Source organism: Neisseria sp. HMSC067G12 (genome assembly GCF_001812725.1).
Classification (GTDB): Bacteria; Pseudomonadota; Gammaproteobacteria; order Burkholderiales; family Neisseriaceae; genus Neisseria; species Neisseria perflava.
In genome coordinates this window covers 79,091-103,115 of sequence record NZ_KV810192.1, presented here as the reverse complement: position 1 = coordinate 103,115, position 24,025 = coordinate 79,091, and the positions used below count along the sequence as shown (strand labels likewise).

General features: G+C 44.9%; 27 protein-coding genes and 1 pseudogene. 12 read left to right on the top strand and 16 right to left on the bottom strand.

What is annotated here, in order from left to right; genetic code table 11:
- Window positions 1–68 precede the first annotated feature (68 nt).
- The gene (gene ccsA, locus HMPREF2871_RS03855; RefSeq protein ID WP_049343788.1) at window positions 69–881 is read right to left on the bottom strand and encodes a cytochrome C assembly family protein; all 813 of its coding nucleotides are present in this window, start codon (window positions 879–881) and stop codon (window positions 69–71) included.
- 183 nt (window positions 882–1,064) lie between these two features.
- On the opposite strand from ccsA, the gene ffh reads away from it, so the two are divergent.
- Window positions 1,065–2,435 (top strand): signal recognition particle protein, encoded by a 1,371-nt coding sequence (gene ffh, locus HMPREF2871_RS03850; protein WP_004520277.1) that lies wholly within the window; start codon window positions 1,065–1,067, stop codon window positions 2,433–2,435.
- 102 nt (window positions 2,436–2,537) lie between these two features.
- Here ffh and HMPREF2871_RS03845 read toward each other — a convergent pair whose 3' ends face one another.
- The 7 genes and pseudogenes from HMPREF2871_RS03845 to HMPREF2871_RS03815 form a co-directional block, all read right to left on the bottom strand.
- The gene (locus HMPREF2871_RS03845) at window positions 2,538–2,837 is read right to left on the bottom strand and encodes a hypothetical protein (protein ID WP_079453970.1); all 300 of its coding nucleotides are present in this window, start codon (window positions 2,835–2,837) and stop codon (window positions 2,538–2,540) included.
- Between the two features lie 141 nt (window positions 2,838–2,978).
- Window positions 2,979–3,674 carry a thiol:disulfide interchange protein DsbA/DsbL gene (locus tag HMPREF2871_RS03840; RefSeq protein WP_003749428.1) on the bottom strand — a complete coding sequence of 232 codons (696 nt, stop codon included), beginning with the start codon at window positions 3,672–3,674 and terminating at the stop codon, window positions 2,979–2,981.
- 170 nt (window positions 3,675–3,844) lie between these two features.
- Window positions 3,845–5,956, bottom strand: a pseudogene (locus HMPREF2871_RS03835) (TonB-dependent receptor).
- 166 nt (window positions 5,957–6,122) lie between these two features.
- Window positions 6,123–6,656, bottom strand: coding sequence for an alpha/beta hydrolase (locus tag HMPREF2871_RS03830; protein WP_049343783.1), 534 nt, complete (start codon window positions 6,654–6,656; stop codon window positions 6,123–6,125).
- Window positions 6,657–6,666: 10 nt separating this feature from the next.
- Window positions 6,667–7,011 (bottom strand): hypothetical protein, encoded by a 345-nt coding sequence (locus HMPREF2871_RS03825; protein WP_049343781.1) that lies wholly within the window; start codon window positions 7,009–7,011, stop codon window positions 6,667–6,669.
- Window positions 6,998–7,777: an exodeoxyribonuclease III gene (locus HMPREF2871_RS03820; protein ID WP_003684015.1), complete on the bottom strand. Its 780-nt coding sequence runs from the start codon at window positions 7,775–7,777 to the stop codon at window positions 6,998–7,000. Before HMPREF2871_RS03820 ends, HMPREF2871_RS03825 begins: the two co-directional genes overlap by 14 nt.
- Window positions 7,778–7,822: 45 nt before the next feature.
- Window positions 7,823–8,212, bottom strand: a complete 390-nt coding sequence (locus HMPREF2871_RS03815) for a helix-turn-helix domain-containing protein (RefSeq protein WP_049343779.1) — start codon at window positions 8,210–8,212, stop codon at window positions 7,823–7,825.
- Window positions 8,213–8,674: 462 nt separating this feature from the next.
- Between HMPREF2871_RS03815 and HMPREF2871_RS12070 the strand changes: the two genes are divergently transcribed.
- The 10 genes from HMPREF2871_RS12070 (at window position 8,675) to HMPREF2871_RS03775 (ending at window position 16,972) form a co-directional block, all read left to right on the top strand.
- On the top strand, window positions 8,675–8,821 hold the full coding sequence (locus HMPREF2871_RS12070; RefSeq protein ID WP_234395090.1) for a hypothetical protein: 147 nt from the start codon (window positions 8,675–8,677) through the stop codon (window positions 8,819–8,821).
- 105 nt (window positions 8,822–8,926) lie between these two features.
- Window positions 8,927–9,928, top strand: a complete 1,002-nt coding sequence (locus tag HMPREF2871_RS03810; RefSeq protein WP_049343777.1) for a TerC/Alx family metal homeostasis membrane protein — start codon at window positions 8,927–8,929, stop codon at window positions 9,926–9,928.
- Between the two features lie 3 nt (window positions 9,929–9,931).
- On the top strand, window positions 9,932–10,300 hold the full coding sequence (locus tag HMPREF2871_RS11345; RefSeq protein WP_070649296.1) for a hypothetical protein: 369 nt from the start codon (window positions 9,932–9,934) through the stop codon (window positions 10,298–10,300).
- A gap of 10 nt (window positions 10,301–10,310) precedes the next feature.
- Complete coding sequence (locus HMPREF2871_RS03805) at window positions 10,311–10,949, top strand: vWA domain-containing protein (protein ID WP_049343775.1); 639 nt, start codon at window positions 10,311–10,313, stop codon at window positions 10,947–10,949.
- An 18-nt stretch (window positions 10,950–10,967) separates the two neighbouring features.
- A complete protein-coding gene (locus tag HMPREF2871_RS03800; protein WP_079453969.1) occupies window positions 10,968–11,606 on the top strand; it encodes a vWA domain-containing protein in 639 nt (212 codons plus the stop codon).
- A gap of 8 nt (window positions 11,607–11,614) precedes the next feature.
- The gene (locus HMPREF2871_RS03795; RefSeq protein ID WP_049343772.1) at window positions 11,615–12,646 is read left to right on the top strand and encodes a TerY-C metal binding domain-containing protein; all 1,032 of its coding nucleotides are present in this window, start codon (window positions 11,615–11,617) and stop codon (window positions 12,644–12,646) included.
- A 2-nt stretch (window positions 12,647–12,648) separates the two neighbouring features.
- On the top strand, window positions 12,649–14,196 hold the full coding sequence (locus tag HMPREF2871_RS03790; RefSeq protein ID WP_049343770.1) for a PP2C family serine/threonine-protein phosphatase: 1,548 nt from the start codon (window positions 12,649–12,651) through the stop codon (window positions 14,194–14,196).
- A complete protein-coding gene (locus HMPREF2871_RS03785; RefSeq protein ID WP_049343768.1) occupies window positions 14,196–15,695 on the top strand; it encodes a helix-hairpin-helix domain-containing protein in 1,500 nt (499 codons plus the stop codon). Before HMPREF2871_RS03790 ends, HMPREF2871_RS03785 begins: the two co-directional genes overlap by 1 nt.
- 35 nt (window positions 15,696–15,730) lie before the next feature.
- Window positions 15,731–16,309 carry a TerD family protein gene (locus tag HMPREF2871_RS03780; RefSeq protein WP_049343766.1) on the top strand — a complete coding sequence of 193 codons (579 nt, stop codon included), beginning with the start codon at window positions 15,731–15,733 and terminating at the stop codon, window positions 16,307–16,309.
- A 15-nt stretch (window positions 16,310–16,324) separates the two neighbouring features.
- The gene (locus tag HMPREF2871_RS03775) at window positions 16,325–16,972 is read left to right on the top strand and encodes a TerD family protein (RefSeq protein WP_049343764.1); all 648 of its coding nucleotides are present in this window, start codon (window positions 16,325–16,327) and stop codon (window positions 16,970–16,972) included.
- Window positions 16,973–17,062: 90 nt separating this feature from the next.
- Here the strand turns inward: HMPREF2871_RS03775 and argA are convergent, their stop codons facing one another.
- From argA to HMPREF2871_RS03735, 8 genes are all read right to left on the bottom strand, one after another.
- Window positions 17,063–18,376 (bottom strand): amino-acid N-acetyltransferase, encoded by a 1,314-nt coding sequence (argA, locus tag HMPREF2871_RS03770; RefSeq protein ID WP_049343762.1) that lies wholly within the window; start codon window positions 18,374–18,376, stop codon window positions 17,063–17,065.
- Window positions 18,373–18,768: an MJ0042-type zinc finger domain-containing protein gene (locus HMPREF2871_RS03765; protein WP_049343759.1), complete on the bottom strand. Its 396-nt coding sequence runs from the start codon at window positions 18,766–18,768 to the stop codon at window positions 18,373–18,375. The genes argA and HMPREF2871_RS03765 overlap by 4 nt, the downstream gene beginning before the upstream one ends.
- Window positions 18,769–18,867: 99 nt before the next feature.
- A complete protein-coding gene (gene pyrE / locus HMPREF2871_RS03760) occupies window positions 18,868–19,509 on the bottom strand; it encodes an orotate phosphoribosyltransferase (protein ID WP_003682682.1) in 642 nt (213 codons plus the stop codon).
- A 145-nt stretch (window positions 19,510–19,654) separates the two neighbouring features.
- Window positions 19,655–20,125 carry a 23S rRNA (pseudouridine(1915)-N(3))-methyltransferase RlmH gene (rlmH, locus tag HMPREF2871_RS03755; protein WP_049343758.1) on the bottom strand — a complete coding sequence of 157 codons (471 nt, stop codon included), beginning with the start codon at window positions 20,123–20,125 and terminating at the stop codon, window positions 19,655–19,657.
- A gap of 162 nt (window positions 20,126–20,287) precedes the next feature.
- Window positions 20,288–21,007, bottom strand: coding sequence for a UMP kinase (gene pyrH, locus HMPREF2871_RS03750; protein ID WP_003708812.1), 720 nt, complete (start codon window positions 21,005–21,007; stop codon window positions 20,288–20,290).
- Window positions 21,008–21,223: 216 nt separating this feature from the next.
- Entirely contained in the window at window positions 21,224–22,078 is an 855-nt protein-coding gene (gene tsf, locus HMPREF2871_RS03745) for a translation elongation factor Ts (protein WP_002223203.1), read from the bottom strand.
- Between the two features lie 123 nt (window positions 22,079–22,201).
- Entirely contained in the window at window positions 22,202–22,930 is a 729-nt protein-coding gene (gene rpsB / locus HMPREF2871_RS03740) for a 30S ribosomal protein S2 (protein ID WP_002230071.1), read from the bottom strand.
- Between the two features lie 177 nt (window positions 22,931–23,107).
- Complete coding sequence (locus HMPREF2871_RS03735; protein WP_004520263.1) at window positions 23,108–23,350, bottom strand: hypothetical protein; 243 nt, start codon at window positions 23,348–23,350, stop codon at window positions 23,108–23,110.
- Window positions 23,351–23,428: 78 nt separating this feature from the next.
- Here HMPREF2871_RS03735 and HMPREF2871_RS03730 point away from each other — a divergent pair, with 78 nt between their 5' ends.
- Entirely contained in the window at window positions 23,429–24,019 is a 591-nt protein-coding gene (locus HMPREF2871_RS03730) for a 5-formyltetrahydrofolate cyclo-ligase (protein WP_049343755.1), read from the top strand.
- The last annotated feature ends 6 nt before the right edge of the window (window positions 24,020–24,025 follow it).

Below are 24,025 nucleotides of genomic sequence, written 5' to 3'. Positions count from 1 at the left end.
TACAAAAAAATACAAACTAAAGGCCGTCTGAAATGCTCTTTCAGACGGCCTTTTTTTATGGTTTCTATTTATCCAATACGTTGAAGGACAATTTCTAGGACAAATTTACTGCCTACATAGGCAAAAATCAGACTGACAAATCCGACAATAGTCCAAACGGCGGCTTTTTTGCCGCGCCATGCGGTCATGCTGTGTTTCAACAATAATGCGCCATAAATCAGCCACGACATAATACTGAAGATGGTTTTATGCGTGAAGGTCATGGGTTTGCCGAAAACGGCTTCTGCAAAAAACGTACCGCTGATAACGGAATAGGTCAATAAAATGAAACCTGCCCAAATACCTTGGAACATGAGTTTCTCCAAACTTAATAAAGGCGGCAAAAAGCTGACCAATGCGGAAAAACGGCGTTTGTGCAAATTACGGTTGATTAAAAGGATTAGGATGGCAAATAAGGTAACGATGCCAAATAGTCCGTATGCAAGCAATGATGATGCAATGTGCGACAGCGGCAATAAGTCTACGATTTGACGACCTGTGAAATCTCCCGGAAAAAGGAAACCCAGCAATAAGGTCAATGCGGCACAGGGATACAATAAGAGTTGCACACCGCGCAGACAATAAAAGAAGCTGCCTAAGCAGTACATCATCAGCATCAACCAGACTATCAGGCTGAGTGAATAGCCGAAACCGGTAATCAATACCCTATCCTGCAATACCGGGAACATCAATGCTGCGCCATGTACCAATAATGCGCCACTCAAAATCAGCAGCTCGGTTTTCAGCGGGTAAGATTTATTATTGTGCTTTTTATGTTGCAACCAGGAAAATGCGCCCAATCCGGCATACACCAGCATCAGGCAAATTAAGACAATCGGCATAAATATCTTTCTCAATAGATACTATGAACACTTGACGTACGGCCGGCAGGGTTTCAGACGGCCTTGGTGTGCGTGTTTGTGTTCTTGAAGCATAACTTCGGACTATCGTGTAAAATAATCCCAATTTTATTTTAACAAAGAATGCCCTGTATTGGGCAGCTATTCTCATTATCAAGGATAAGTATGTTAGACAACCTGACCAACCGCTTCAGCAAGGTACTTAAAAATATTCGCGGCCAATCAACGCTGACCGAAGACAATATTAAAGAAGCCTTGCGCGAGGTTCGTCTTGCTCTGCTGGAAGCCGACGTTGCATTGCCCGTCGTTAAAGAATTCGTCAACACAGTCAAAGAACAGGCCCTTGGTCAAGAAGTCGTCGGCAGCCTGACGCCTGACCAAGCCTTTATCGGCGTGGTTAACCAAGCCTTGATCGAACTGATGGGCAAGGAAAACAAAACGCTGGATTTATCGGTTTCACCGCCTGCCATCGTTTTGATGGCCGGTTTGCAGGGTGCCGGTAAGACAACAACCGTCGGCAAGCTCGCCCGCCTGCTGAAAAACGATCAGAAGAAAAAAGTCTTGGTGGTATCCGCCGACGTTTACCGCCCTGCCGCGATTGAACAGCTGCGTCTGTTGGCCGAACAGGTCGGCGTGGACTTTTTCCCATCCGATACCAACCAAAAACCGGTTGAGATTGCAACTGCCGCTGTTGATTACGCCAAAAAACATTTTTACGATGTATTGATGGTCGATACCGCCGGCCGCTTGGCAATCGATGAAGAGATGATGAACGAAATCAAAGCGCTTCATGCGGCGGTCAACCCGGTTGAAACTTTGTTCGTCATCGATGCCATGTTAGGTCAAGATGCAGTGAACACTGCTCAGGCATTTAATGAAGCCCTGCCGCTGACCGGTGTTGTATTGACCAAGATGGACGGCGACTCGCGCGGCGGTGCGGCATTGTCCGTACGCCATGTAACCGGCAAACCGATTAAATTTATCGGCGTCGGCGAAAAAATCAACGGCCTCGAACCTTTCCACCCCGACCGTCTTGCCAGCCGTATCCTCGGCATGGGCGACGTATTGACCCTGATTGAAGACGTTCAAAAAGGTATTGATGAAGAAGCCGCCGCCAAAATGGCGAAAAAGCTGCAAAAAGGCAAAGGCTTCGACCTCAACGACTTTAAAGAACAAATCCAGCAGATGCGCAATATGGGCGGCTTGGAAAACCTGATGTCAAAAATGCCGGGCGAACTGGGTCAAATATCGAAACAAATCCCCGAAGGCACAGCCGAAAAAGCGATGGGCAAAGTGGAAGCCATCATCAATTCGATGACCCCTAAAGAACGCGCCAACCCCGCCCTGCTCAAAGCCAGCCGCAAACGCCGTATTGCAATGGGTGCGGGTACGACCGTGCAGGAAGTGAATAAATTGCTCAAACAGTTTGAACAAATGCAACAAATGATGAAGATGTTCAGTGGCAACGGTTTGGGCAAACTGATGCGTTTGGCCAAAGGCATGAAGGGAATGAAAGGTATGTTCCCGGGTTTGTAAGCTAATTTGACAGAAAACGCCGTCTGAAAAGTTTCAGACGGCGTTTTTATTTTTACTCTAGCAAGAATTACTATTCACATATAACTATGAAATCTATTCCTTTTAAGGATTTTCATAGCGTACCGATGCCTCTTCCAACATTTCCCATTGGCCACCACTACCATGGTAGGTTTCGGCACCAAGACTGAAAACGGCATTGCAGTGCGTACATTGAAAATAATGTACCACGAAATCGTTCCAACCATATATGTCACGATTACCCTGAGAATCAGTATGGGTAATGTAACCGCTATTGGCAATGGTTTTAGCAAAATCAAGGCTGGGACCATAAACTTTGGCGTAGGCTGGGGTAATGTCGATGAGCGTGCCGTCTGCTAAACGATCAGAGGCTCGCAGTAACATTTGCGATAATTCTTTCGGAACCCTGATACGAACGGTAGGTCGCAGGTCAGAACAGTAATCACACATTGTTTGGATCTTTCAGCATAGTAAAGGAAAACGAAGTGGAAGGAGCGCGAAATCCTTGCTTATTCAATCCTCAACTTATTGCGGCTTTTTCTGCTCTTCGCGTACTTTGTCCACTAACTGGTCAATCGTGGTCATGCCGGACTGCCAGTCTTTAAATTCAACTTGGTATTTGCCGCCGACGATAACGGTTGGTGTACCGCTGATTTGGAATTTATTGGTCAACTCTTCCATTTGAGCCGCACGCGCTTGGCTTTCGGGCGCTTCAAATGCAGCCAATACTTTTTTACCGTCAAACGCGGTTTGCTCGGACAACCATTTTTTCAGGGTATCGGTATCGGCCAAGTTAATTTTTTGGTTAACCATCGCATCGAAAATATGGCTGTTGGCTTTATCTGATTCACCGGCCATTTCCACTGCGGCCGCCAAACGTGCCAAAGGTTTCATTTCATCACCCCAAACGACATGCTCCCGGCGCATATAGGTATCGTCTTTAAACGTTTTGATGTGCTCGCTCAAAACCGGCTCAAGATGGGCGCAATGCGGGCAGAAGTAGCCGAAGAATTCCAATACTTCGATTTTGCCGGCCTGCTGTTGCGGAATCGGATTGGACAATACGGTGTAATTGACACCTTCGGTCAATGCGGCAGGGGCTGCCGGAGCGGATGTGTTGCTTTGGGCGCTGTCTGCCGGAACGCTGGTTTCCGCCTGTTTGCCGCAAGCGGCCAATGCCAACAGGGTCAATGAAGTCAAAGCTAAGGTTTTCAGTTTCATAGGTATCTCTTTACATTCAAATCAATGGGCGGATTTTATGGCATTTTGTTGGAGGTGTGTTCGATTTGAGTGAAAAAATGTGTTTAGTTTTATTTCAACCTTTATAAAAGGCCGTCTGAAATATGGCTTAGATCATAGCCTTATTTTCAGACGGCCTTTGCCTGATTTCATCAGAAACGGTAATTTACCCGGGAAGTATAGCCGCGCGGATTACCCGGCATGGCATCCGAACGCCAATATTTTTGATTGAACAGATTGCCGACGGCGAAAGTGAGGTTCAGGTTTTTGCGGTTCCAGCCGAGCATGGCGTCGGTTCGGACGAAGCCGGGAAGCGTGGTGACTTCTTTGTTTCTTGAATCGTAGCCGTAGCGTTTGCCCGTACCGGTTACGCCGATTTCGCCGTAGAGGTTTTCGGTCGGCGTGTAACGGAAGAACAGGTTGCCAGTAACGTTGCTGGTGTTGTCCAAATGGATGCCCAAGCGGTCGGGATTTTCTTTGTCTTCAACGACTTTCGCCTGCATCACGCCCAACGAACCGCGCAGGTAGAGTTTTTTGGGGATGATTTGTCCGATGGCGGACAGTTCCACACCGCGCGAACGGTGTTTGCCGCCGACAGCCCAAGTGTAGGGATCATTTTGCGCGTCGGGACGGTAGCGGATATTGAAGCGTTCGATTTGGTAGGCGGACAATGTGGTGCTGAGGCGGTCGTCCAGCCAACTGCTTTTCACGCCGGTTTCGTATTGGCGGGTGTATTCGGGATCGGCGTTGAACACGGCGGAAGACGAAGTGTCGATGCTCAAATAGCCGTCGCGTCCGCCATAAGGTGCGAAGCCTTTGTTATACGAGGCGTAGAGCGTGTGGGCAGGCGTTACGTTCCACACTGCGCCGATGTTGGGGCTGAACGAATGGCCGCTGTATTGACGGCTGCTGCCGGTGAGTTTGTTTTCGGAATTAAAGGTGTATTTGTCGTAACGGCCGCCGAGGACGAATTTCAAGTCGGGCGTGGCGGAGAAGATGTTTTGCACAAAGATGCCGTAGGAGTCGGCTTTGTGGCGGTTTTGGGTGAGGACGGGTTGCAGCCTGCCCGAAGCCGGCCAGCTTGCGCGGTCGTAGGGGTTGATGGAGGCTGTAAAGGCGCGGCTGAAACCCAATGTCGGGTTGCGGTGTTCGCGGCTGTAGTCCATGCCTACGGTCAGGTGGTTTTCAAAACGCCCAATGTGGTAGTCGCCATTGAGCGTGAAGTTGGACGACAGGGTTTTGTTGTCGGTCTGCTGCCAGGCGTAGTTGCGCTTGATGCGGATGCCGTTTTCGCTGCCTGCATAGAAATGGTCGAAATCCTGCGCCGCCGTACGGTGGGCGAGCTGCCATTGGGCACGCCATTTGTCGTTGAAGGCGTATTCAAGATCGGAACGCCAGACTTGCAGCTTGTCTTTGACAAAATCGTTCGGGTGAGCAAAACCCATGCGATAAGGCAGTCCGAAGCGGTCGTACACGGACTTGGTCGGGCTGCGGTCGGGTGTGCGCTCCACATTGTCATAGGTGTATTGCCCCGTCCATTTCAAGCCGTTGTCGAGTTTGACGGTAATGCTGGGCGAAACCATGACGTTTTTGCTGTCTATGCCGCTGCGGAACGAATTGGCGCGCCCGACTTCGCCGGTGAGGCGGATGGCGACGTTTTTGTTCAGCACTTCGTTGATGTCCATATTCAAGCTGCGGTTTGCCCACGAGCCGTAAACCGCTCCGATGTTGCGGCTTTGTTTGAAGTTGGCGTATTTGCTGACCATGTTGATGACACCGCCGCCGTTGGTACGCCCGTAAAGCACGGAGGACGGGCCTTTCAGGATTTCCACGCGCTCGATGTTGGCGGTGCTGCGGCGCACTTGTCCGCTTTCGCGCACGCCGTCGCGGTAAATATCGGATGCATCGGCTTGGAAGCCGCGCAGGAAAATGCTTTCGCCGCGCATATCGTAGGCAGCGTCAATACCGGCGTTGCCTTCGAGGATGGAACTCAAATCGTTCGTGCCGTAATTTTTGTTTTTCTGGATATTGAGCGTATCAACGGTTTGCGGCGTTTCTTTGATGAGCTGTCCGTTGCGGGTAACGGCGGCTTCGTCGTAATTGATGTAGCCTTTGAGTACGCTGGTGTCGGACTATCCGACCACGGTAACGGTGGGTAGGGTGGCGGTGTAATGTTCACCATTGTCCTGCGTATCGGCGGCAGCGACAGGGAAGGAAGCAATAATCAACGTGGGTAATAAAGCTAAATGAAATGGTATTTGCATTTTTATACTCAATTTAACGAAACAACCGAATTATATTGCCTCATAAAAGAAATGAGAATAGTTTCTTTTAATTATATTTAACATGATATTTGCAAACAAAGGCCGTCTGAAATACATATAGGTTTCAGACGGCCTTCGTTTATTAATATTAATAGATACTGCTACACTACTTACTCAACAACATTTCCTGCATCAGCTTCATGCCCCATTGCCAGCCGCCGAGCGCGCCGTTTAACTGGCCGGAATGCGGCGATTGAAGCAGACGCGCCTGCCAGCGGTCGGCCTGTTCTTGCGCCCAATCGCGTGGCGTACCGTTTGTTTCGGCGATGACAAACGCCGTACGACAAGGACAGCGGACGCGTTGGAACGAATGGATTTCGTCTTCGGGAAAAGCTTCGGGACGCGGCGAGACCAAAATAATATTGGTCAGGCGTTTTTGCGTCAGGATGTCGGCTTGGTACAGCCATGCCAAAAATGCAGACACACCAACACCATGAGCCACTACGGCAATATTTCTGCTGACGATATGCTCAAAGGCCGTCTGAATGGCGTGTTGCCATTCGGAAACGGTTTGCCGACTATCGGCTTCGGCAGTTTGGACAATCGGATAGCTGACCGCCCAGCGGTCTATCCACATTTCCGCTTCATCCGCATCGCGTATCAGAAACAGTGCCATTTCTTCGAGTTCGAAGCTCTGCATTTCAGACGGCCTATTTGAGCAAGTCGTTGAGTGTAAATGCGATCAACAAGGCGGCTGGCACGCTGAGAATGGCACAAGTCGCCAGACAAAGTACGATGTTGGCAATCAGCCGCCAGCCCCTCCAAGCAAAGCATTTGGCCGCAATCAGCAGGCAAGGCAGGGAAAACAGCAGCCACACCAACGCCCATGTCGGATTGGCCTTGGTCGGCGCAACCCAGCCGGACATCCGCGCCAGCATAAATATTGCCCACACCAGCATAGGCAGCACAAATGCCGCCACAACCCAAACCGCACCTACGCCGGTTTTACTGTTTATATTCCAGTCGTACTTACCAAAAAACTTATTCGGCAACATAGTCATACTCCACAACTAAAGGGGCGTGATCCGAGAATTTTTCATCTTTATAAACATGTGCGGAAACGGCTTTGGCAGCCAGCTCCGGCGTAACCATCTGATAATCGATGCGCCACCCGACATCTTTCGCATACGCTTGTCCGCGGTTGCTCCACCAGGTATAGCCCGGTACATCGGGATAAAGTGTGCGCCACATATCCGTCCAACCGAGCTTGTGGATGACTTTGCCTATCCATTCGCGCTCTTCAGGCAAGAAGCCCGAATTTTTCTGATTGCCTTTCCAGTTTTTCAAGTCGATGTTTTGGTGGGCAATATTCCAGTCGCCGCAGACGACGATGTCGCGCCCTTCGTTTTTCATGGCTTCGAGCATGGGATAGAACGCGTCCAAAAAGCGGTATTTCACTTGTTGGCGCTCTTCCGCGCTGCTGCCGCTGGGCAGATACAGCGAAATTACCGACAACTTGCCGAAATCGCAACGGACAAAACGGCCTTCCCTGTCAAATTCTTCAATGCCCATGCCGATTTGCACATTGTCGGGCTTGCGTTTGCTGTACACCGCCACGCCGCTGTAACCGCGCTTTTCGGCGCAATGCCAGTAGCCGTGCATACCGTGCGGATTTTTCATATCGTCTGACAGGTCGGCTTCTTGAGCTTTCAGTTCCTGCACGCAGACAATGTCCGCGCCCGATGCGGCAATGTATTCGTAAAAACCTTTTTTATAGGCGGAGCGGATGCCGTTGACGTTGGCAGAGATGATTTTCAACATAGATTTTTCTTAATTATTTGAACTATAACAGTTACTTCAGAACCCTTATCTTACTTTCTCCAGTAATCTAAGCATCTTTCTAAGAGATTCCAATTCTTTTTCTTTCTGCTCTAATAACTCATTCTTATGAAGAAGTTGTAATTTTAATTTTTCAATTTCAAAAAGAGTAGTACGGCGATCGCTATGCTCACTTCCTAACGTATTATCCCTATTCTCATTCATAAAAAACATAACACCTTTGTCATCATCGACTAAGTCTGACAAATTCATATTAAAAATCTGAGCAATTCTCACTAACTTATCGTATTGTAAACGAGTTTGACCTCGTTCAATTTTAGCGTAACCACTAGGTGACATATTCATTCTCCCTGCCATATCTTCTTGAGATAATTGAAAAAGTTCTCTCATTACACGAATTTTATCATGCATCCCCATCTAATTTATTCCTTTCAAATTGAATAGTTTTTATCGAAAATAGGTATTACTTTGTCCTATTTGTTACTAGCCCTAACAATTAAATTTGCATAAAATCTAACCTAATTTAATTATTTAGCTGGTAATTTTCACATATTTAAAAATCAATAATTTATGGAACTTATTAGGATAATAAATAATATTAATTGAATAGATCCTTTAAGTTTTAAGCTGCTTGCACTTCGTTTTTAGACTCAAATGATTTGAAGTAGACATAACAATTCTCGGTAGCCCAACAATCGATTACCTGGCAGATTTAGTTGTATGCCCCTTAACTTAGCTTTCTATCTGAGTGCTACCTTAATAATATCTTACAAGAAAGAGTAAGATTTACTCAGAACGCAACAGCGAAAGTCATCGCTGAAGGTAAACCAGCTAACAACGAAGAAGCTCTTGCTTTGACAATGCCTTCAGGTGAAACTCTTGAAGCAGCATACGTATCTGCAACAGCTACAATCGGAGAAAAAATCTCATTCCGTCGTTTTGCTTTGCTTGAAAAAACAGATGTACAACACTTCGGTGCATACCAACACAACGGTGGACGTATTGGTGTTATCTCTGTTGTCGTAAGTATCTTCCTTATCCATTGTTTATTTCAATTATACTTTATTTGAATATTTAAAATCTTCATAAGAACTTCTCTCAATGAAGTTTCATAAACTCAAAGGATTAATTATGCACCATTTTGGTTTCCCACTAGAAGTCATCATCGTATTCTTTTCCGTTATTTTATTTTCGGTTTATATCGATTTAATTTCTCATCGCCATAGCAAAGAAATTACAGTAAAAAATGCTGCACTTTGGTCAATATTTTGGATTTCACTTGCTTTAGCATTTTATATTTACTTGTATATTCGCTTCGAATCTGAGTGGGCTGATCTTTATCTTGCAGGATATGTACTTGAAAAAAGTTTATCTATAGATAATTTAATGGTATTTGTTGCTATCTTTGCTTCTTTTGGAATTAAAGATCATCTCCAACATCGCATTCTCTATTGGGGCATTTTAGGCGCATTAATATTCCGAGCAATCTTCGTTGTTATTGGTACTGGGTTATTTGCTGCCAGTCCTTGGGTAGGGTTTATTTTTGCTGCATTTGTACTTTGGAGTGGTTGGAAAATGCTTCAAAGTGGAAATGATAGCGAAGAAGAAATTGAAGATTATACCCATCACTGGAGCGTTCGATTAATTGGAAAAATGATACCCATTTTTCCTAAATTAGTTCAAGAAAAATTCTTTATTAAACACAGTGAATTAAATACGGAACAAATTACCTTTGTTACTCGCCAAGGTTTCCGATATGCAACCCCCGCATTCTTATGTTTAATGGCAATTGAAACGTCCGATATTGCTTTTGCATTTGACTCTGTCCCTGCAGTTATAGCAGTAACTCAAGAACCGCTGTTAGTTTACGCTGCAATGATTTTTGCGATTCTTGGGTTACGTAGTCTCTATTTTATCCTTGCAGCCCTAACAAAATACCTTGTTCATTTAGAAAAGGCGGTTATTGCATTATTATTTTTTATTGGTGCCAAAATGGGACTTCAATCTTGGAACCACGCTGTATTTGATACAGGAGTCCATATTTCTGCAAATGTAAGCTTATATATTGTGTTAAGTGTATTGCTTTTGGGTGTCATTGCATCATTTGTTTTCCCTAAACAAGGAGAAAATTGATCTATGATCACAAAAAGGCTTATCTTACTAATTGCCTATTTTATTGCAAACAGTGTTGACGCTAATCATTACTATAGTACTCCTCCAGCATCTTCTACTCATGGCTATGTTCCTGTAATTAGTGATGCACTTATGGAAAAATGTGTTAAGACCTACAATCAAGCAAAATGGCTAGGCAATTCACTTCAAAATGCTTATGTTAATCAAAACTCAGTTAAATCTGTAAATGATTATAACCAAAAAGTTACTAAACATTCTCAAATGATAAATTGGTTTAATCAAAATTGTGCAGGAAAACAATCGCGTTCAGCTTGTGAAGCTGCAATGAAATTAAACCGTAAAAATGGTATATCAGCACAAAGTTGCTATTAAGGAAAAAATTATGCGTCGTTTACCCGTTTATTTATTAGTTGATACTTCAGGCTCCATGATGGGAGAAGCTATTGAATCGGTTCGCAATGGTTTACAAATGCTTGTTTCTGCATTACGTCAAGATCCTTATGCGTTAGAAACTGCTTATTTATCCATTATTACCTTCCATAGTAAAGCAGAACAAATTATTCCACTAACGGAACTCATTAGTTTCCAACTTCCAACTATTGAAGCATCAGGTTTAACTTCTATGGGAGAAGCATTAACGTTATTAACAGATTGTATTAATCGTGAGGTTCAAAAAGGATCCATGGAAGTAAAAGGCGACTGGAAGCCTGTTATTTTTCTACTCTCAGATGGTGTACCAACAGATGATTTACAAAAAGGAATTGACACTTTAAAAACCATAAAAACAGGTACGTTTGTTGCTTGTGCTGCAGGAGCTGGAGCAGATACTAATGTATTAAAACAAATTACAGAGAATGTTGTTTCTTTAGATACTGCTGATGCCAATTCGATTAAAGCTTTCTTTAAATGGGTATCCGCATCTATTTCTGTATCAAGTCAAAAAGTTGATCTAAACAAAAAAGATGTGGGCGGGCTGGGCGATTTACCTCCCCCTCCACCAGAATTAAATATTGTTTTATAAGTTATGTGGTGATCTATTATGTCTAGAAGATTACTCACTTATATTTGCATTGACACATCAGGCTCTATGAAAGGAGAGCCAATCGAAGCAGTCAACGTGGGCTTACAATCATTACTTTCAGCTTTAAGGCAAAACCCTTATGCACTGGAAAGCGTATACCTCTCAATTTCGACATTTGATACTCAAATAAAAAATGTACTCCCACTTACCGCCCTTGAAGATGTGGTTTTGCCAACAATTACTTGCCCAGACAGTGGAGCTACCTTTCTAGGGAAAATGCTTGAGGAAATAGTGCTAGAAGTTAAAAAAAATCGTATTCTTGCAACACCTAATCAAAAAGGTGACTGGCGCCCTATTCTAATTCTACTAACAGACGGTAAGCCATCAGATACATTCGCTTATGAACAAGCTATTCCACAACTCAAATCCTTAAACTTTGGCAACATTGTTGCTTGTGCAGCAGGACCCAAGGCAGATCCAAATATACTGAAAAAACTAACAGATACTGTTGTGTCATTAGATACTATGGATGCGAATAGCTTTGCTCAGTTCTTCCAATGGGTTTCAGCATCTGTTGCTCAAACCAGTGTGAGCGTCGGTGCAGTAAGTAATAATGATCTACCTCCACCACCAGATGAAATTAATATCGTATTGTAGGAAAAATTATGCGCCGCTTACCTGTTTATCTTGTCGTTGATATTTCTGAAAGTATGATTGGAGAAAATATTCGTCAAATGCAAGAAGGCATTAGTCGTCTTATTAATCAACTCCGTAGAGATCCCTATGCTTTAGAATCAGTTCATCTTTCTGTTATAGCCTTTGCGGGAGCTGCAGGGACACTTTCCCCATTGACAGAATTAATGAATTTTTATCCTCCTCGCTTACCAATTGGTTCTGGAACATCTATTGGAGCTGCGCTTAACCACCTTATGGATTGTTTAGAAAAAAATATTATTTATAGTACACCGGAGAAAAAAGGTGATTGGAAACCTCTAGTTTATATAATGTCTGATGGTTCACCAACAGATGATCCGACTCAAGCAATTTCTCGCTGGCAACAGCATTTTCGCAATAAAGCAAAGCTTATCAATATTGGTATTGGTAAATTTGCCAATCTTGATACGTTAAATAAGATTAGTGACCTAACTTATCGACTTGATGATGATGATATTGAAAAAGTCTATCGTACCTTATGTGAATCTATTGCTGATTCAATTTTAAGTCAAAGCCGTTCATTAGGTATGGAATCTCCTATTTCCCTTAATAGAGAAATTTTGGAAGATGGTACAATTTCTTTAATTAAAAACAAAGAGCAAGCTGTTGCTTTAGATGAGAACTATGCCATTATCGTTGGTAAATGTAGTAAAGTAAAGTTACCTTATTTAATAAAATATGAGCGAATTGAACATAGCCCATTTGATAACGCAATGTTCCAATATGTTGGTGTTTATCCTGTAGAAAAAGACTATGAAGATTGGTCTGATCATCGCCCAAATTATAGCAAAATTTCGACATCTCAACTTTGGGGATGTGGAGGTTGCCCACATTGTGGTGCTGCCTTTGGATTATGTATGTGTAACTGTGGTCAAATTTTCTGTGCTAATGGGGAAAAAGAAGTCATTTGCCCAGGTTGCAATGAAACGTTGTATTTTGAAACTACAAGCACTGATTTTGATATTACTCGAGCAAGGGGTTAACGATGAATTCAACCGAACAATTAGAAAAATTTAAATCTTGGTTGAATCAAGCAGATGAAAAATATCTTGATGCCTTTGCCAGCCAAAATCAAACGCTTATTTCTCACATTTATGAAATGTGGCAACGCTTTCAAGATTCAAAGAACATAATATTATTGGAAAATAAAATGTTGATAGTACAACCAACAACCGCTACGCCAATACATCAAAAAAGTCTCATAATATCACTTCCAAATGCGAAGCAAGACGAGCTTTATTTTTATCAGAAAGCTGATGAGTTACCACTAATTCAATCTATCAAGCTAGAAGATGAAATTGGATTAGTATGGAATCCGGAAAAACAAATTTTAGAAGGAATACCAACAAAGAGTGGTGAGTTTTTGCTGACTTTTCAACTTGATGATGGAAATACTGTGTACTCAAGTATTTTTATTAACCCAAATCCTAAATATTTATGGAAGAACATCCCCTCAGATAAAAACTGTCGATTTTGGAAACCTGATAGTACCAGTGACAAAATCACGACTGAAAGTGGACAATTAATTGCTGCCCGTATGCGCGGTCGTACTCACGCAATGAAAGGGACTTGTTGCGATGATGATTTTACAATCGCATATCATGAAAAATCAAAAGTACATTTCCTTGCTGTCTCAGATGGTGCTGGAAGTGCCGAATTTTCCCGACAAGGCTCAAAACTAGCAGTTAATGCTGCACAACATAAAGTTTTGGAACTACTGAATATTGAAGGTAAAGACTATCAGAAACTTTCTCAGAAAAATGAACAAGAACTCGCTTATATTACTAAAGCAATGTTTAAAGAAGCTGTTCAAGCCGCTTATTTTGCACAAGAAAAGGAAGCTATAGACGCAGCTATTGAACTTAAATCACTTTCTTGCACATTATTAATTGCATTCACATTGCCTTTAATTGATGGAAAATGGTTTACCGCTTGTTATTGGATTGGAGATGGAGCTGCCGCAATTTTTGACCCAGCTACTAAAAATGTTCGCTTACTCGGTGAAGTCGACTCAGGGTTGTATTCAGGAGAAACCCAATTTTTAACAAGAATAGAAGCCAATGCCGATAATATCCTTGCCAGAATTTATACGGATGTTCGTGATTCTCCTCCTATCTTAATATTAATGACTGATGGTGTTTCTGACCCCAAATTTCATACAGATATTCAGCTAAACTCTTTTGAAACTTGGCAAAAATTTTGGCTAGAATTACATATACCATTGCAATCTGAAAAACCAGAGAAATCCCTTGAAGAATGGCTTGATTTCTTCTCAAAAGGTGAACACGATGACCGAACTTTAGCAATGTTTATTCCTCAGTTAGTATGGCAACGCATTACTCATTCTGCATCAGAAAAAGAAAATTTAGTCAACATTTCATCTGTAATTGATGAGATGAATCTGCAATTGGATGAAAAAGAACAAGGAGAAAATGAAGATATAAAAACAAGCAACATTACACAGAATAATGAAACAAAACCTATCACACTCCATAAAAAAAGTGATGTGCAAGTTCAAGAAGGAGCAAAATAATGAGTAAAATTATTACGCTCACTGCAACAAATGGGGAAACTATTCAATTTATTGATGAAATAAAAGCTCAAGGTGGTATGAAAGATGTAATGTTTTCCCCTAATAAAGATTATGTTGTTGCTTTCTTCCGTGAACCTGCTGATCTATCAACAAAAGAACGTCTTGAAATGATTACAGGGACTTATCGTGAAAAAATATTTAATCAAGAAGGTGGAGAATATCTAAAAAAATTATTCTGCTGGCCAACCGCAGTTGTAGAACATCAAGGTAAGTTAGGTGTTGTTAGCCCTTTTTATCGTGATTGTTTTTTCTTTCAATATGGTAGCCGCAATGATGATATGTTAGGTATCAAAGGCAAAGACAAAGATGGTAAATGGTTCGCCAGTGCGTCTAATCGTAATAAATTTCTTGATCCTAGAGAATTGGGCGACTGGATGCTACACCTTAAAGTCTGCTTGATGCTTGCTCGTGCTGTTCGCCGAATGCATATGGCAGGGTTAAGTCATAGTGATTTAGGTTATAAGAACTGTTTAATTGATCCCACAACAGGACAGGCAAGCTTAATTGATATTGATGGTTTAGTTGTACCAGGCAAACACCCACCAACTGTTGTAGGAACTCCTGATTTCATTGCTCCTGAAGTAGTTGCCACTCAATATTTAGATAAAAACGATCCTAAACGTAAACTACCTAGTCGAACAACGGATCTACACGCCTTAGCTGTTTTAATTTATATGTATTTACTCTATCGCCATCCTTTACGTGGAGATAAAGTATTTGATATGAATGATAGTCAACATGATGAAGAATTGGGAATGGGAGAAAAAGCTTTATTTATTGAGCATCCAACTGATCATAGTAATCGTATAAAAATCAATAGTGTTAAATCCAGTGAACTACCTTGGAAAGACACACAAAAAATACCCTACACTATTACAGGACCTTATTTGAGTGAATTATTTAAACGAGCATTTGTAGATGGCTTACATAATCCATCATCCCGTCCTGCTGCAGATGAATGGGAACAAGCATTAGTCAAAACCGTTGATCTACTACAGCCTTGTAGTAATTCAAATTGTGAGCAAAAATGGTACGCTTTCGATAATTCTAAATCACCTAAATGTCCATTTTGTGGTACCGCACATCAAGGTAAATTACCTGTATTGAATTTATATTCTGCTGCTCCTAATGGAAGTTATCGTCCAGATAACCACCGAATTATGGTTTATAGTGGACAATCTCTTTTTAAATGGCATTCAGATAACCGAATATTTCCAAATGAAAAATTAAAGGCAGAAGATGCAAAACGTACTGGCTATTTCCTCTTGCATCAAGAGCATTGGTGGCTAATTAATGAAAATCTTCCTGATATGGTAGATGTTAATACTAAGCAATCCATTCCGATAGGAGGAAAAGTAAAACTAGAAGAAGGAACCAAAATTTTACTGAAAAAAGGTGAAGGTGGGCGACTTATTGTCGTTCAAATGGCAGGTATATAAGATTTGTTAACCAACAAAAACTGGAGAATTATAATATGGCAATTTCATTAACTAAAGGTCAAAACGTTTCATTAAGTAAAACAGATCCAAGTCTAAAAAATGTTTTAGTCGGTTTAGGATGGGATGCCCGTTCTACTGACGGACAAGATTTTGACTTAGATGCAAGCGTATTCATGACAACAGAAAATGGTAAAGTACCTTCTGATAGTCATTTTATTTTCTATAACCAACTGGTATCACCTTGTGGTGGTGTAGAACATATGGGGGATAATCTGACAGGCAGTGGCGAAGGTGATGATGAAAGCATTATTGTTTGCTTAGATAAAGTTCAGAACAATATTAAATCTCTTTTTATTACAGTAACTATTCATGATGCAGAAGCTCGTCGCCAAAACTTTGGCCAGGTAAGCAATGCATTTGTACGTATTGTCAACAACGATACTAGTGATGAAATTGTACGCTTCGATCTTTCTGAGGACTACAGTACTGAAACTGCAATGGTTTTTGGTGAAATTTATCGCCATAACGGTGAATGGAAATTCCGTGCAATCGGTCAGGGATACGCTGGTGGATTACATGCCCTTTGCCAACAATATGGTGTAAATGTGGGCTAATTGGAGGAATTAGAGATGGTTTCATTAAGTAAAATTACCTTAGAAAAAAAAGGGGATTCTCACAAAATTAACCTTTCTAAGGCAACAGATCAACAAATTACAATCAACTTAAATTGGACACAACAAAAACCAACAGGCTTTTTTGGTAGCTTATTTGGCTCCAATAAAGAAATTGACCTGGATTTAGGCTGCTACTGGGAATTGAAAGACGGTACAGCCTCACTCATTGACGGTCTGCAATTCTCCAAAGGTCAAGGTGGTTCCAAAGATCGCCTTACTCGCCAAGGATGCTATACACAAGCCCCTTGGGTATGGCATTGTGGTGACGACAGAAATGGGAGCTCATCAGAAGGAGAAAATATTCTCGTCAATCCTAAGGGAATCAAAGATTTACAGCGCTTGGTTATTTATTGCTTCATTTATGAAGGTGCTGCCAAATGGGCTGAATCCGATGCAATTGTTACAGTCAAAGTTCCTAACCAACCTGAAATTGTAGTTGAAATGGGAAAACAAACTGACTCTCGTACATTCTGTGCTATTGCAACGATCGATTTTGATGAGTTACAAATGTCTGTCCGTAAAGATATTAATTTCTTTAATGGACATGCAGATTGTAGCCAATATTATGGATGGGGATTTGAATTCTCAGCAGGATCTAAATGATATTAAAATATTCGCCATAGAAATTAAATGAATAAAAGGGGCTAGGTAACTAGAGCCCCTTTTTTAAACGACTTAGACTATTCAAACTTTTCAGACGGCCTGCAAGTCATAAACAAATACTTTGGAATTGCGGCCGTTGGCATTGTATTCCTGCAGACGTTCGGCAGGCAGGTCATCGGCTGAGGCCGTCTGAAAGCCCCGTTCGACAAACCATTCGCCCGTATGCGTGGATAAGGCGAAGAGCGTTTTAATATTTAAGGCGCGTGCTTTTTGAAACAGATGTTCCAACAGCAATTCGCCGTAGCCGCCGTCACGCGCTTCGGGCGACACCACCAGACAGGCCAATTCGCCGCAATCAGGCTCGGAAAAGGTTTTCAACGCCACGCAGCCGTAAATGTTTTGATCGTGTTCCAATACGGAAAAACTGGAAATATGGTTTTCCAAATACTCGCGGCTGCGGTGTAACAAGATGCCTTGTTCCGCCAACGGACGGATTAAGGTGATGATGTGCGGAATGTCGTCGCTGCGTGCCTGACGGATGGAAACAAACGGCTCACGGGCAATAGATGTACCGCTGCCCTCGCGGGTAAACAGCTCGCGCAACAGGCTACCGTCTTCGCGGCCGTTGAGAATCTGCACCCGCGATACGCCGTTTTCCAGTGCGCACACTGCTGCATGGAGCAAATCAACCGGCGCATCGGGATTGCCGCGCACCAATTCCTGCACTTCGCCGACAGACAACGTATTGGCCAACGAGCCGTCGGAGCGGCGGATACCGGCTTCTTCGGTCAAGAAAACCAGTTTCTCCGCCTGCAAAGCCATGGCCACTTCCTGAGCGGTTTCGCACATGCTCAGATTGAAGGTTTTGCCGCTGTACGAATGTCCCAAAGGGCTGATAAGCACCACCGCGCCGCCATCCAAGCGCAAACGGATTTCTTCCGCGTCGATTTTGCGGACGGTACCGGTATAGCCCATGTCCACGCCGTCGATAACGCCCAACGGACGGGCGGTAATAAAGTTGCCGCACGCGATAACCGGCGGCTTGCTCCGTTGTTGTGCAGATACGCTGCTGAACAAGGCGGCTTCGATATCGCTGCGGATAATTCCCGCCACCTGCTTCACTTCCATCAGGGTCGCTTCATCGGTAATCCGTCGGTTGCCGCTGTATTTCGGAACAAAATTCCGACCCGAAGCCAATTTATCGAGCAAATGCCGCGAACCGTGCACCAAGACCAAACGCAAGCCCAAGCTGGCCAACAGATTCAAATCTGCGGCCAAACGAATCAGGGTTTCGCCTTCCAACAGGCTGTCGGTCACGCCGACCACCATGGTTTTGCCGCGCAAATATTGGATATAGGGCGCGGCCTCACGAAAGCTGGCGACAAAATGGGCGATGGTACTCATAGCAGGGCAAGATAAAAGAGTTGCATAATCAAAACCGTCAGCGCAATCAACGATGCCAAAGTCCAGTTGAAACCGTCCTTGCGAGCTTTGACAGCCGCCTGCTCTTCCGCCTTAGGCTCTTCCTTGAGTGCGCTGTTGAGCAAATCAGAAATTTCTTTGCGCGAGAGTTTGGAATGCTTGAGGATTTGCGCACCGATGTTATGCACGAGGCGCACATCCGTTACTGCCACAGGCAAATGGGCCGGATCGGCCGGCAGGTTGCCCGACAGATAATCCTTGGCCTTAAACATCCCCGAACAACGCGTGCAGACCACGAAACCCTGCGCCACGTTCAACTGGGCATCTTTCACCCAATGCGGTGTTTTACAATGAGGACAAGAACAAGCAGGCATGAGTATTTTCCGTAAGTGTATTGAATCAAAAATATATTTTAGCCAATGTTTCAGGCCGTCTGAAACAGTTTTCAGACGACCTGAGCATAATGTTACGGTTTAAACCGCGCCGTAACGTTCGCGATAGGCTTTGACCGGCTCGAAGAAGCCGCCAAATTCGGCATTGTTTTGCAAGAGCGTGAACAAGTCGTTCAGGTTGGCAATCGAAACCACCGGCAGGCCGTATTGTTTTTCGACTTCCTGCACCGCCGACAATTCGCCTGTACCTTTTTCCATGCGGTCGAGCGCAATGGCCACTGCGGCAGGCGTTGCGCCTTCGGCCTCAATCAGTTTGACTGACTCGCGCACGGATGTACCGGCGGAAATTACATCATCGATAATCAGCACGCGGCCTTTCAAAGGCGCGCCCACCAACACACCACCCTCGCCGTGGTCTTTGGCTTCTTTGCGGTTGTAGGCAAACGGTACGTTTACGCCTTTTTCCGCCAACATCATCGCTGTTGCCGCCGCCAAAATAATGCCTTTATAGGCTGGGCCGAACAGCATATCGAACTTCACGCCGCTGGCAATAATGGCTTCGGCGTAAAACTTCGCCAGTTGCAAAGTCGATGCGCCGTCATTGAACAAACCGGCATTGAAAAAATAAGGCGACTGACGGCCGGCCTTGGTTGTAAATTCGCCGAATTTCAACACGTTTTGTGCCAAAGCGAATTTGAGGAAGTCTTGACGGAAATCGGACATTTGGGTTCTCCCGAAAGATGTTGATTTATCAAAGAAACGATTATAAAGGATTCATGCGGAAAAATCAGGCCGTCTGAAAGCAGGTTCAACCCCGCTTTAAACCGACAAGGCGGCATTGCCGTCTTATCCTAGCAATCAAAACGGATTATTCCCGATGATACGGATGATTGTGCAAAATCGAAACGGCGCGATAAAGTTGCTCGGTCAATAAAACGCGCACCATGCCGTGCGGCAAGGTCAGGCTGGAAAGGCGCATCATCACGTTTGCCTGCTGTTTCAATCGGTCGGTCATGCCGTCTGCGCCGCCAATAATAAAGCAGACATGTTCACCGTTTTGCTGCCAGCTTTTTAAATATTGCGCCAATTCGACCGAAGTCGGCGCTTTGCCGCGTTCGTCCAATACCACCAAAAACGCGCCCTGCGGTATGGCTTCCAGCAGGCGTTTTTCTTCAGCCGCCATGCCCTGAGCCGCATTCACACCCGCGCCGCGTTTTTCCGGCTTGATTTCTTTCAGCGCATAATTGACATCGCGCCCGAAGCGTTTGGCGTACTCGCCGACGGCTTCATCCACCCAACGCGGCATTTTCGTGCCGACAGCCAAGACGGTGATATTCATGGAGTATCCTTTTGTTATCGAATTGTCGGTTGGGCATTATGGTCAAGCAGGTTCTTAACCTTTTCAAACCATGAGCCAATGCCTACGCAACCGACTGAAAATAAAAGGCCGTCTGAAAGCCGAATGTATCCCGTTCGACTGTTTCAGACGGCCTTTCAATGATTAGCAGTGAACCAGTGTACCTTCGTTTTCGCCGGTTACCACGCGTTTGAGCGAGCCTTCTTTAGCAATACCGAATACCACAATATTGAGCTTGCGTTCGCGGCAGAGGGCGAAAGCGGTGGCATCCATCACTTTGAGGTTTTTCAACAAGGCTTCGTCAAAAGTAATGGTTTCATAGCGTGTTGCTGATGGATCTTTTTTCGGGTCTGCGGTGTACACGCCGTCGACGTTGGTGGCTTTGAGCATCACGTCGCAGTTCATTTCCGCACCGCGCAATGCGGCGGCAGTGTCGGTCGTGAAGAACGGATTACCGGTACCGGCGGCAAAAATCACGACTTTGCCTTCTTCCAAATATTGAATGGCTTTAGGACGAGCGTACGTTTCAGCGATTTGCTGCATAGACAGTGCGGATTGAACACGCGCTTTGATGCCCAAGGTTTCAAATGCGTCTTTGAGTGCCAACGCGTTCATCACGGTTGCCATCATGCCCATGTAGTCGGCAGTGGCGCGGTCCATGCTGCCTGCTTGTGCAGATACGCCGCGGAAAATGTTACCGCCGCCGACAACGATACCGACTTGCACGCCCATTCTCACGATTTCGGCAATTTCGCCGACAGTTTGAACGATGGTATCGTGATTGATGCCGAATGGATCAGAGCCCATCAGGGATTCGCCGGAGAGTTTCAGTAATACACGTTTGTATTTGATTTGCTGTGTCATGGGATACCTTGCTTTCTTGAATGTCGTCGGTCGGAGTTGGGCCGTCTGAATTTCAAACGGTCGGATTACAATGATATGGTGTGTCGTTCTATTATTGTTTTGTTTTCAGACGGCCTTTATATTCGGTCGTCTTAAAATAGGTACCGTAAACGGTTTTCTCAAAAAAAAGCACCCTGATTCGTTTGGAATCTAGGTGCTTTCTTTTTCATAAGTGCCTTACACTTTAGCAGCGGCAGCAACTTCGGCTGCGTAGTCAACAACAGCTTTCTCGATACCGTCGCCTACTTTGTAGCGTACGAAGCTGATCACTTCAGTGCCGTTTTCTTTAGCGAATTGGGCAACAGTTTGGTCAGGGTTCATCACGAATGCTTGGCCGTTCAGAGTGATTTCAGCCAAGAATTTGCGGATACGGCCTTCAACCATTTTAGCGGCGATGTCGGCAGGTTTGCCAGAAGCGATAGCTTGCTCGGTGTAGATGTGGCGTTCTTTTTCAACGGTTTCAGCATCTACTTCGGCTTCGCTTACGCATTGTGGTTTAGCGGCAACGATGTGCATACCGATTTTGCGTGCTACGTCTTCAGAGCCTTTGTACTCAACCAATACGCCTTCGGTAGCCAAAGCACCGTGGATGTAGGCAACCAGTTGGTTGGCAGTGTCGATCACTTGGAAGCGGCGAACAGACATGTTCTCGCCCAATTTAGCGATGATGGCTTTGCGTTCTGCTTCAACCAGTTCGCTCAGTTCTTCAACAGAAGCCGGTTTTTTCTCGGCAGCAGTTTTAGCAACGAAGTTGGCAAATTCTACGAAGCCGGCGTCTTTAGCAACGAAGTCGGTTTCGCAGTTTACTTCAACCAATGCGCCGACATTGCCGTTGATCGCGTAAGCCAATACGCCTTCGGCAGCAGTACGGCCAGCCAGTTTACCGGCTTTCGCACCAGATTTAATACGCAGGATTTCTTCGGCTTTGTCGAAGTTGCCTTCAGCTTCAACCAAGGCCTTTTTGCATTCCATCATGCCCAGGCCGGTAGCGGCGCGCAGGTCGGCAACCATTTTTGCAGTAATTTCTGCCATTTTGAATCTCCTAGATTTTTGGGAACACGGCCATTGCCGTGTTTGGAAATAGTGGCCGTCTGAAACGGATTTCAGAACGGGATTTGAGAAAAGGGGCATAACGCCCCTCTTCTGTGTACCGAATTACTCGGCAGCAGCTTCTTGGGCAGCGGCTACAGTTTCTTGCAGCGCTTGGTTTTTGCCTTCCAAAACTGCGTCAGCGATGCCGCGGCAGTACAGGCGGATAGCTTTAGCGGAGTCATCGTTACCAGGGATAACGTATTTCACGCCGTCAGGGCTGTTGTTGGTATCGACTACGGCGATAACAGGGATGCCCAGTTTTTCAGCTTCAACCAGAGTACCTTTTTGGTAGCCGGTATCGATAACGAAAATCGCGTCAGGCAGGCCTTTCATGTTTTTGATACCGCCCAAAGAACGTTCCAGTTTTTCAACGTCGCGTTGCATTTCCAGAATTTCTTTTTTGTTGAAACCGCCTTCAGCAGCGTTTTCCAGGGCAGCAGTTTTTTCTTCCAGGCGTTTGATGGATTGCTTAACGGTTTTGTAGTTAGTCAGCATACCACCCAACCAGCGGTAATCAACGAAAGGCATACCGGCACGGGTAGCTTCTTCGCGGATGATGTCGCGGGCTTGGCGTTTAGTACCTACGAACAATACTGTACCTTTGTTGGCAACCAGACGACGTACGGCTTCTTGCGCCTCTTGGAACATCGGCAGGGTTTTTTCCAAGTTTACGATATGGATTTTGTTGCGCGCACCGAAAATGTATTGAGCCATTTTCGGGTTCCAGAAACGGGTTTGGTGACCGAAGTGAACACCGGCTTCAATCATCTGACGCATAGTAATTTGAGACATGTTATTTCCTTGAAAGGGTTAAAGAGCACACATTCAATCGCATAGAACTTGATAGGCGGCGCCTATTGTCAAGCACCCTTCGGCGAAAGTGGGCATAAGTTTTAAAAAATAAAAGAGTGTTTCCGAAATGGAAAACTGACGGATTATAGCGGATAAGAGGCCGTCTGAAAAGGGATTTTATACCTTTCCGTCCTGTTTTTCATCCGTCTGTACCGCCTTTTGGCGAGCCGCTTCAAACTCCGCCTGCTCCTGCCGTTTCATCAGGCGGTTGCGGCGGCGGATGGTCACGACGAAGACCGTGAACACGGTGGGCAACACTGCCCAAAAAACCAAATAAATCAACGCGCGTGCAATACTCGGCTGCGCGGCGGAAAACATCACGGCAACAAAAAGGTAGCCGATGGCGACAATGTGCCACATTGTGTGCGTCCTGTTTGAATGTTAACAAAATCGTTATAATCGCAACATTCTACCGCAATCCCGAAAGGCCGTCTGAAAATGAGGAATCCCGAAAAATCGGCATTACGCAAACAGTTCCGCCGCGCACGCGCCCAAATGAGCGCAGACGAGCGCAACGCCGCCACCGAAACCATCAACCGCCTGCTCAAGCCCTACATCAAAAAAGGACGGAAAATCGGCGTGTATTGGCCGATGGGCAAGGAATTGCGATTGGACGGCTTTGTCCGTGCCGCACAAAAACGCGGCGCAAAACTCTACCTGCCCTATATCGAACCGAACACGCGGTGGATGTGGTTCACCCCCTACCCTGCCGACGGCGCCAAACAAGAACGCAAACGCGGCCGCGCCAAATTGCATGTCCCCCAATTCACCGGCAAAAAAATCCGCGTCCACCAACTCAGCCTACTGATTGTCCCCATCGTCGGCATCGACAAACGCGGCTACCGCCTCGGACAAGCCGGCGGCTATTACGACGCCACTCTCTCCGCCATGAAATACCGCCTGCAAACCCAAACCCTGGGCGTAGGCTTCGGCTGCCAACTGACCGACACACTGCCGACCGAACCGCACGACCTGCCGCTGGACGGGTTTGTATCGGAGTTGGGCGTGCTGGTGTTCAAACATCATTAATCAATA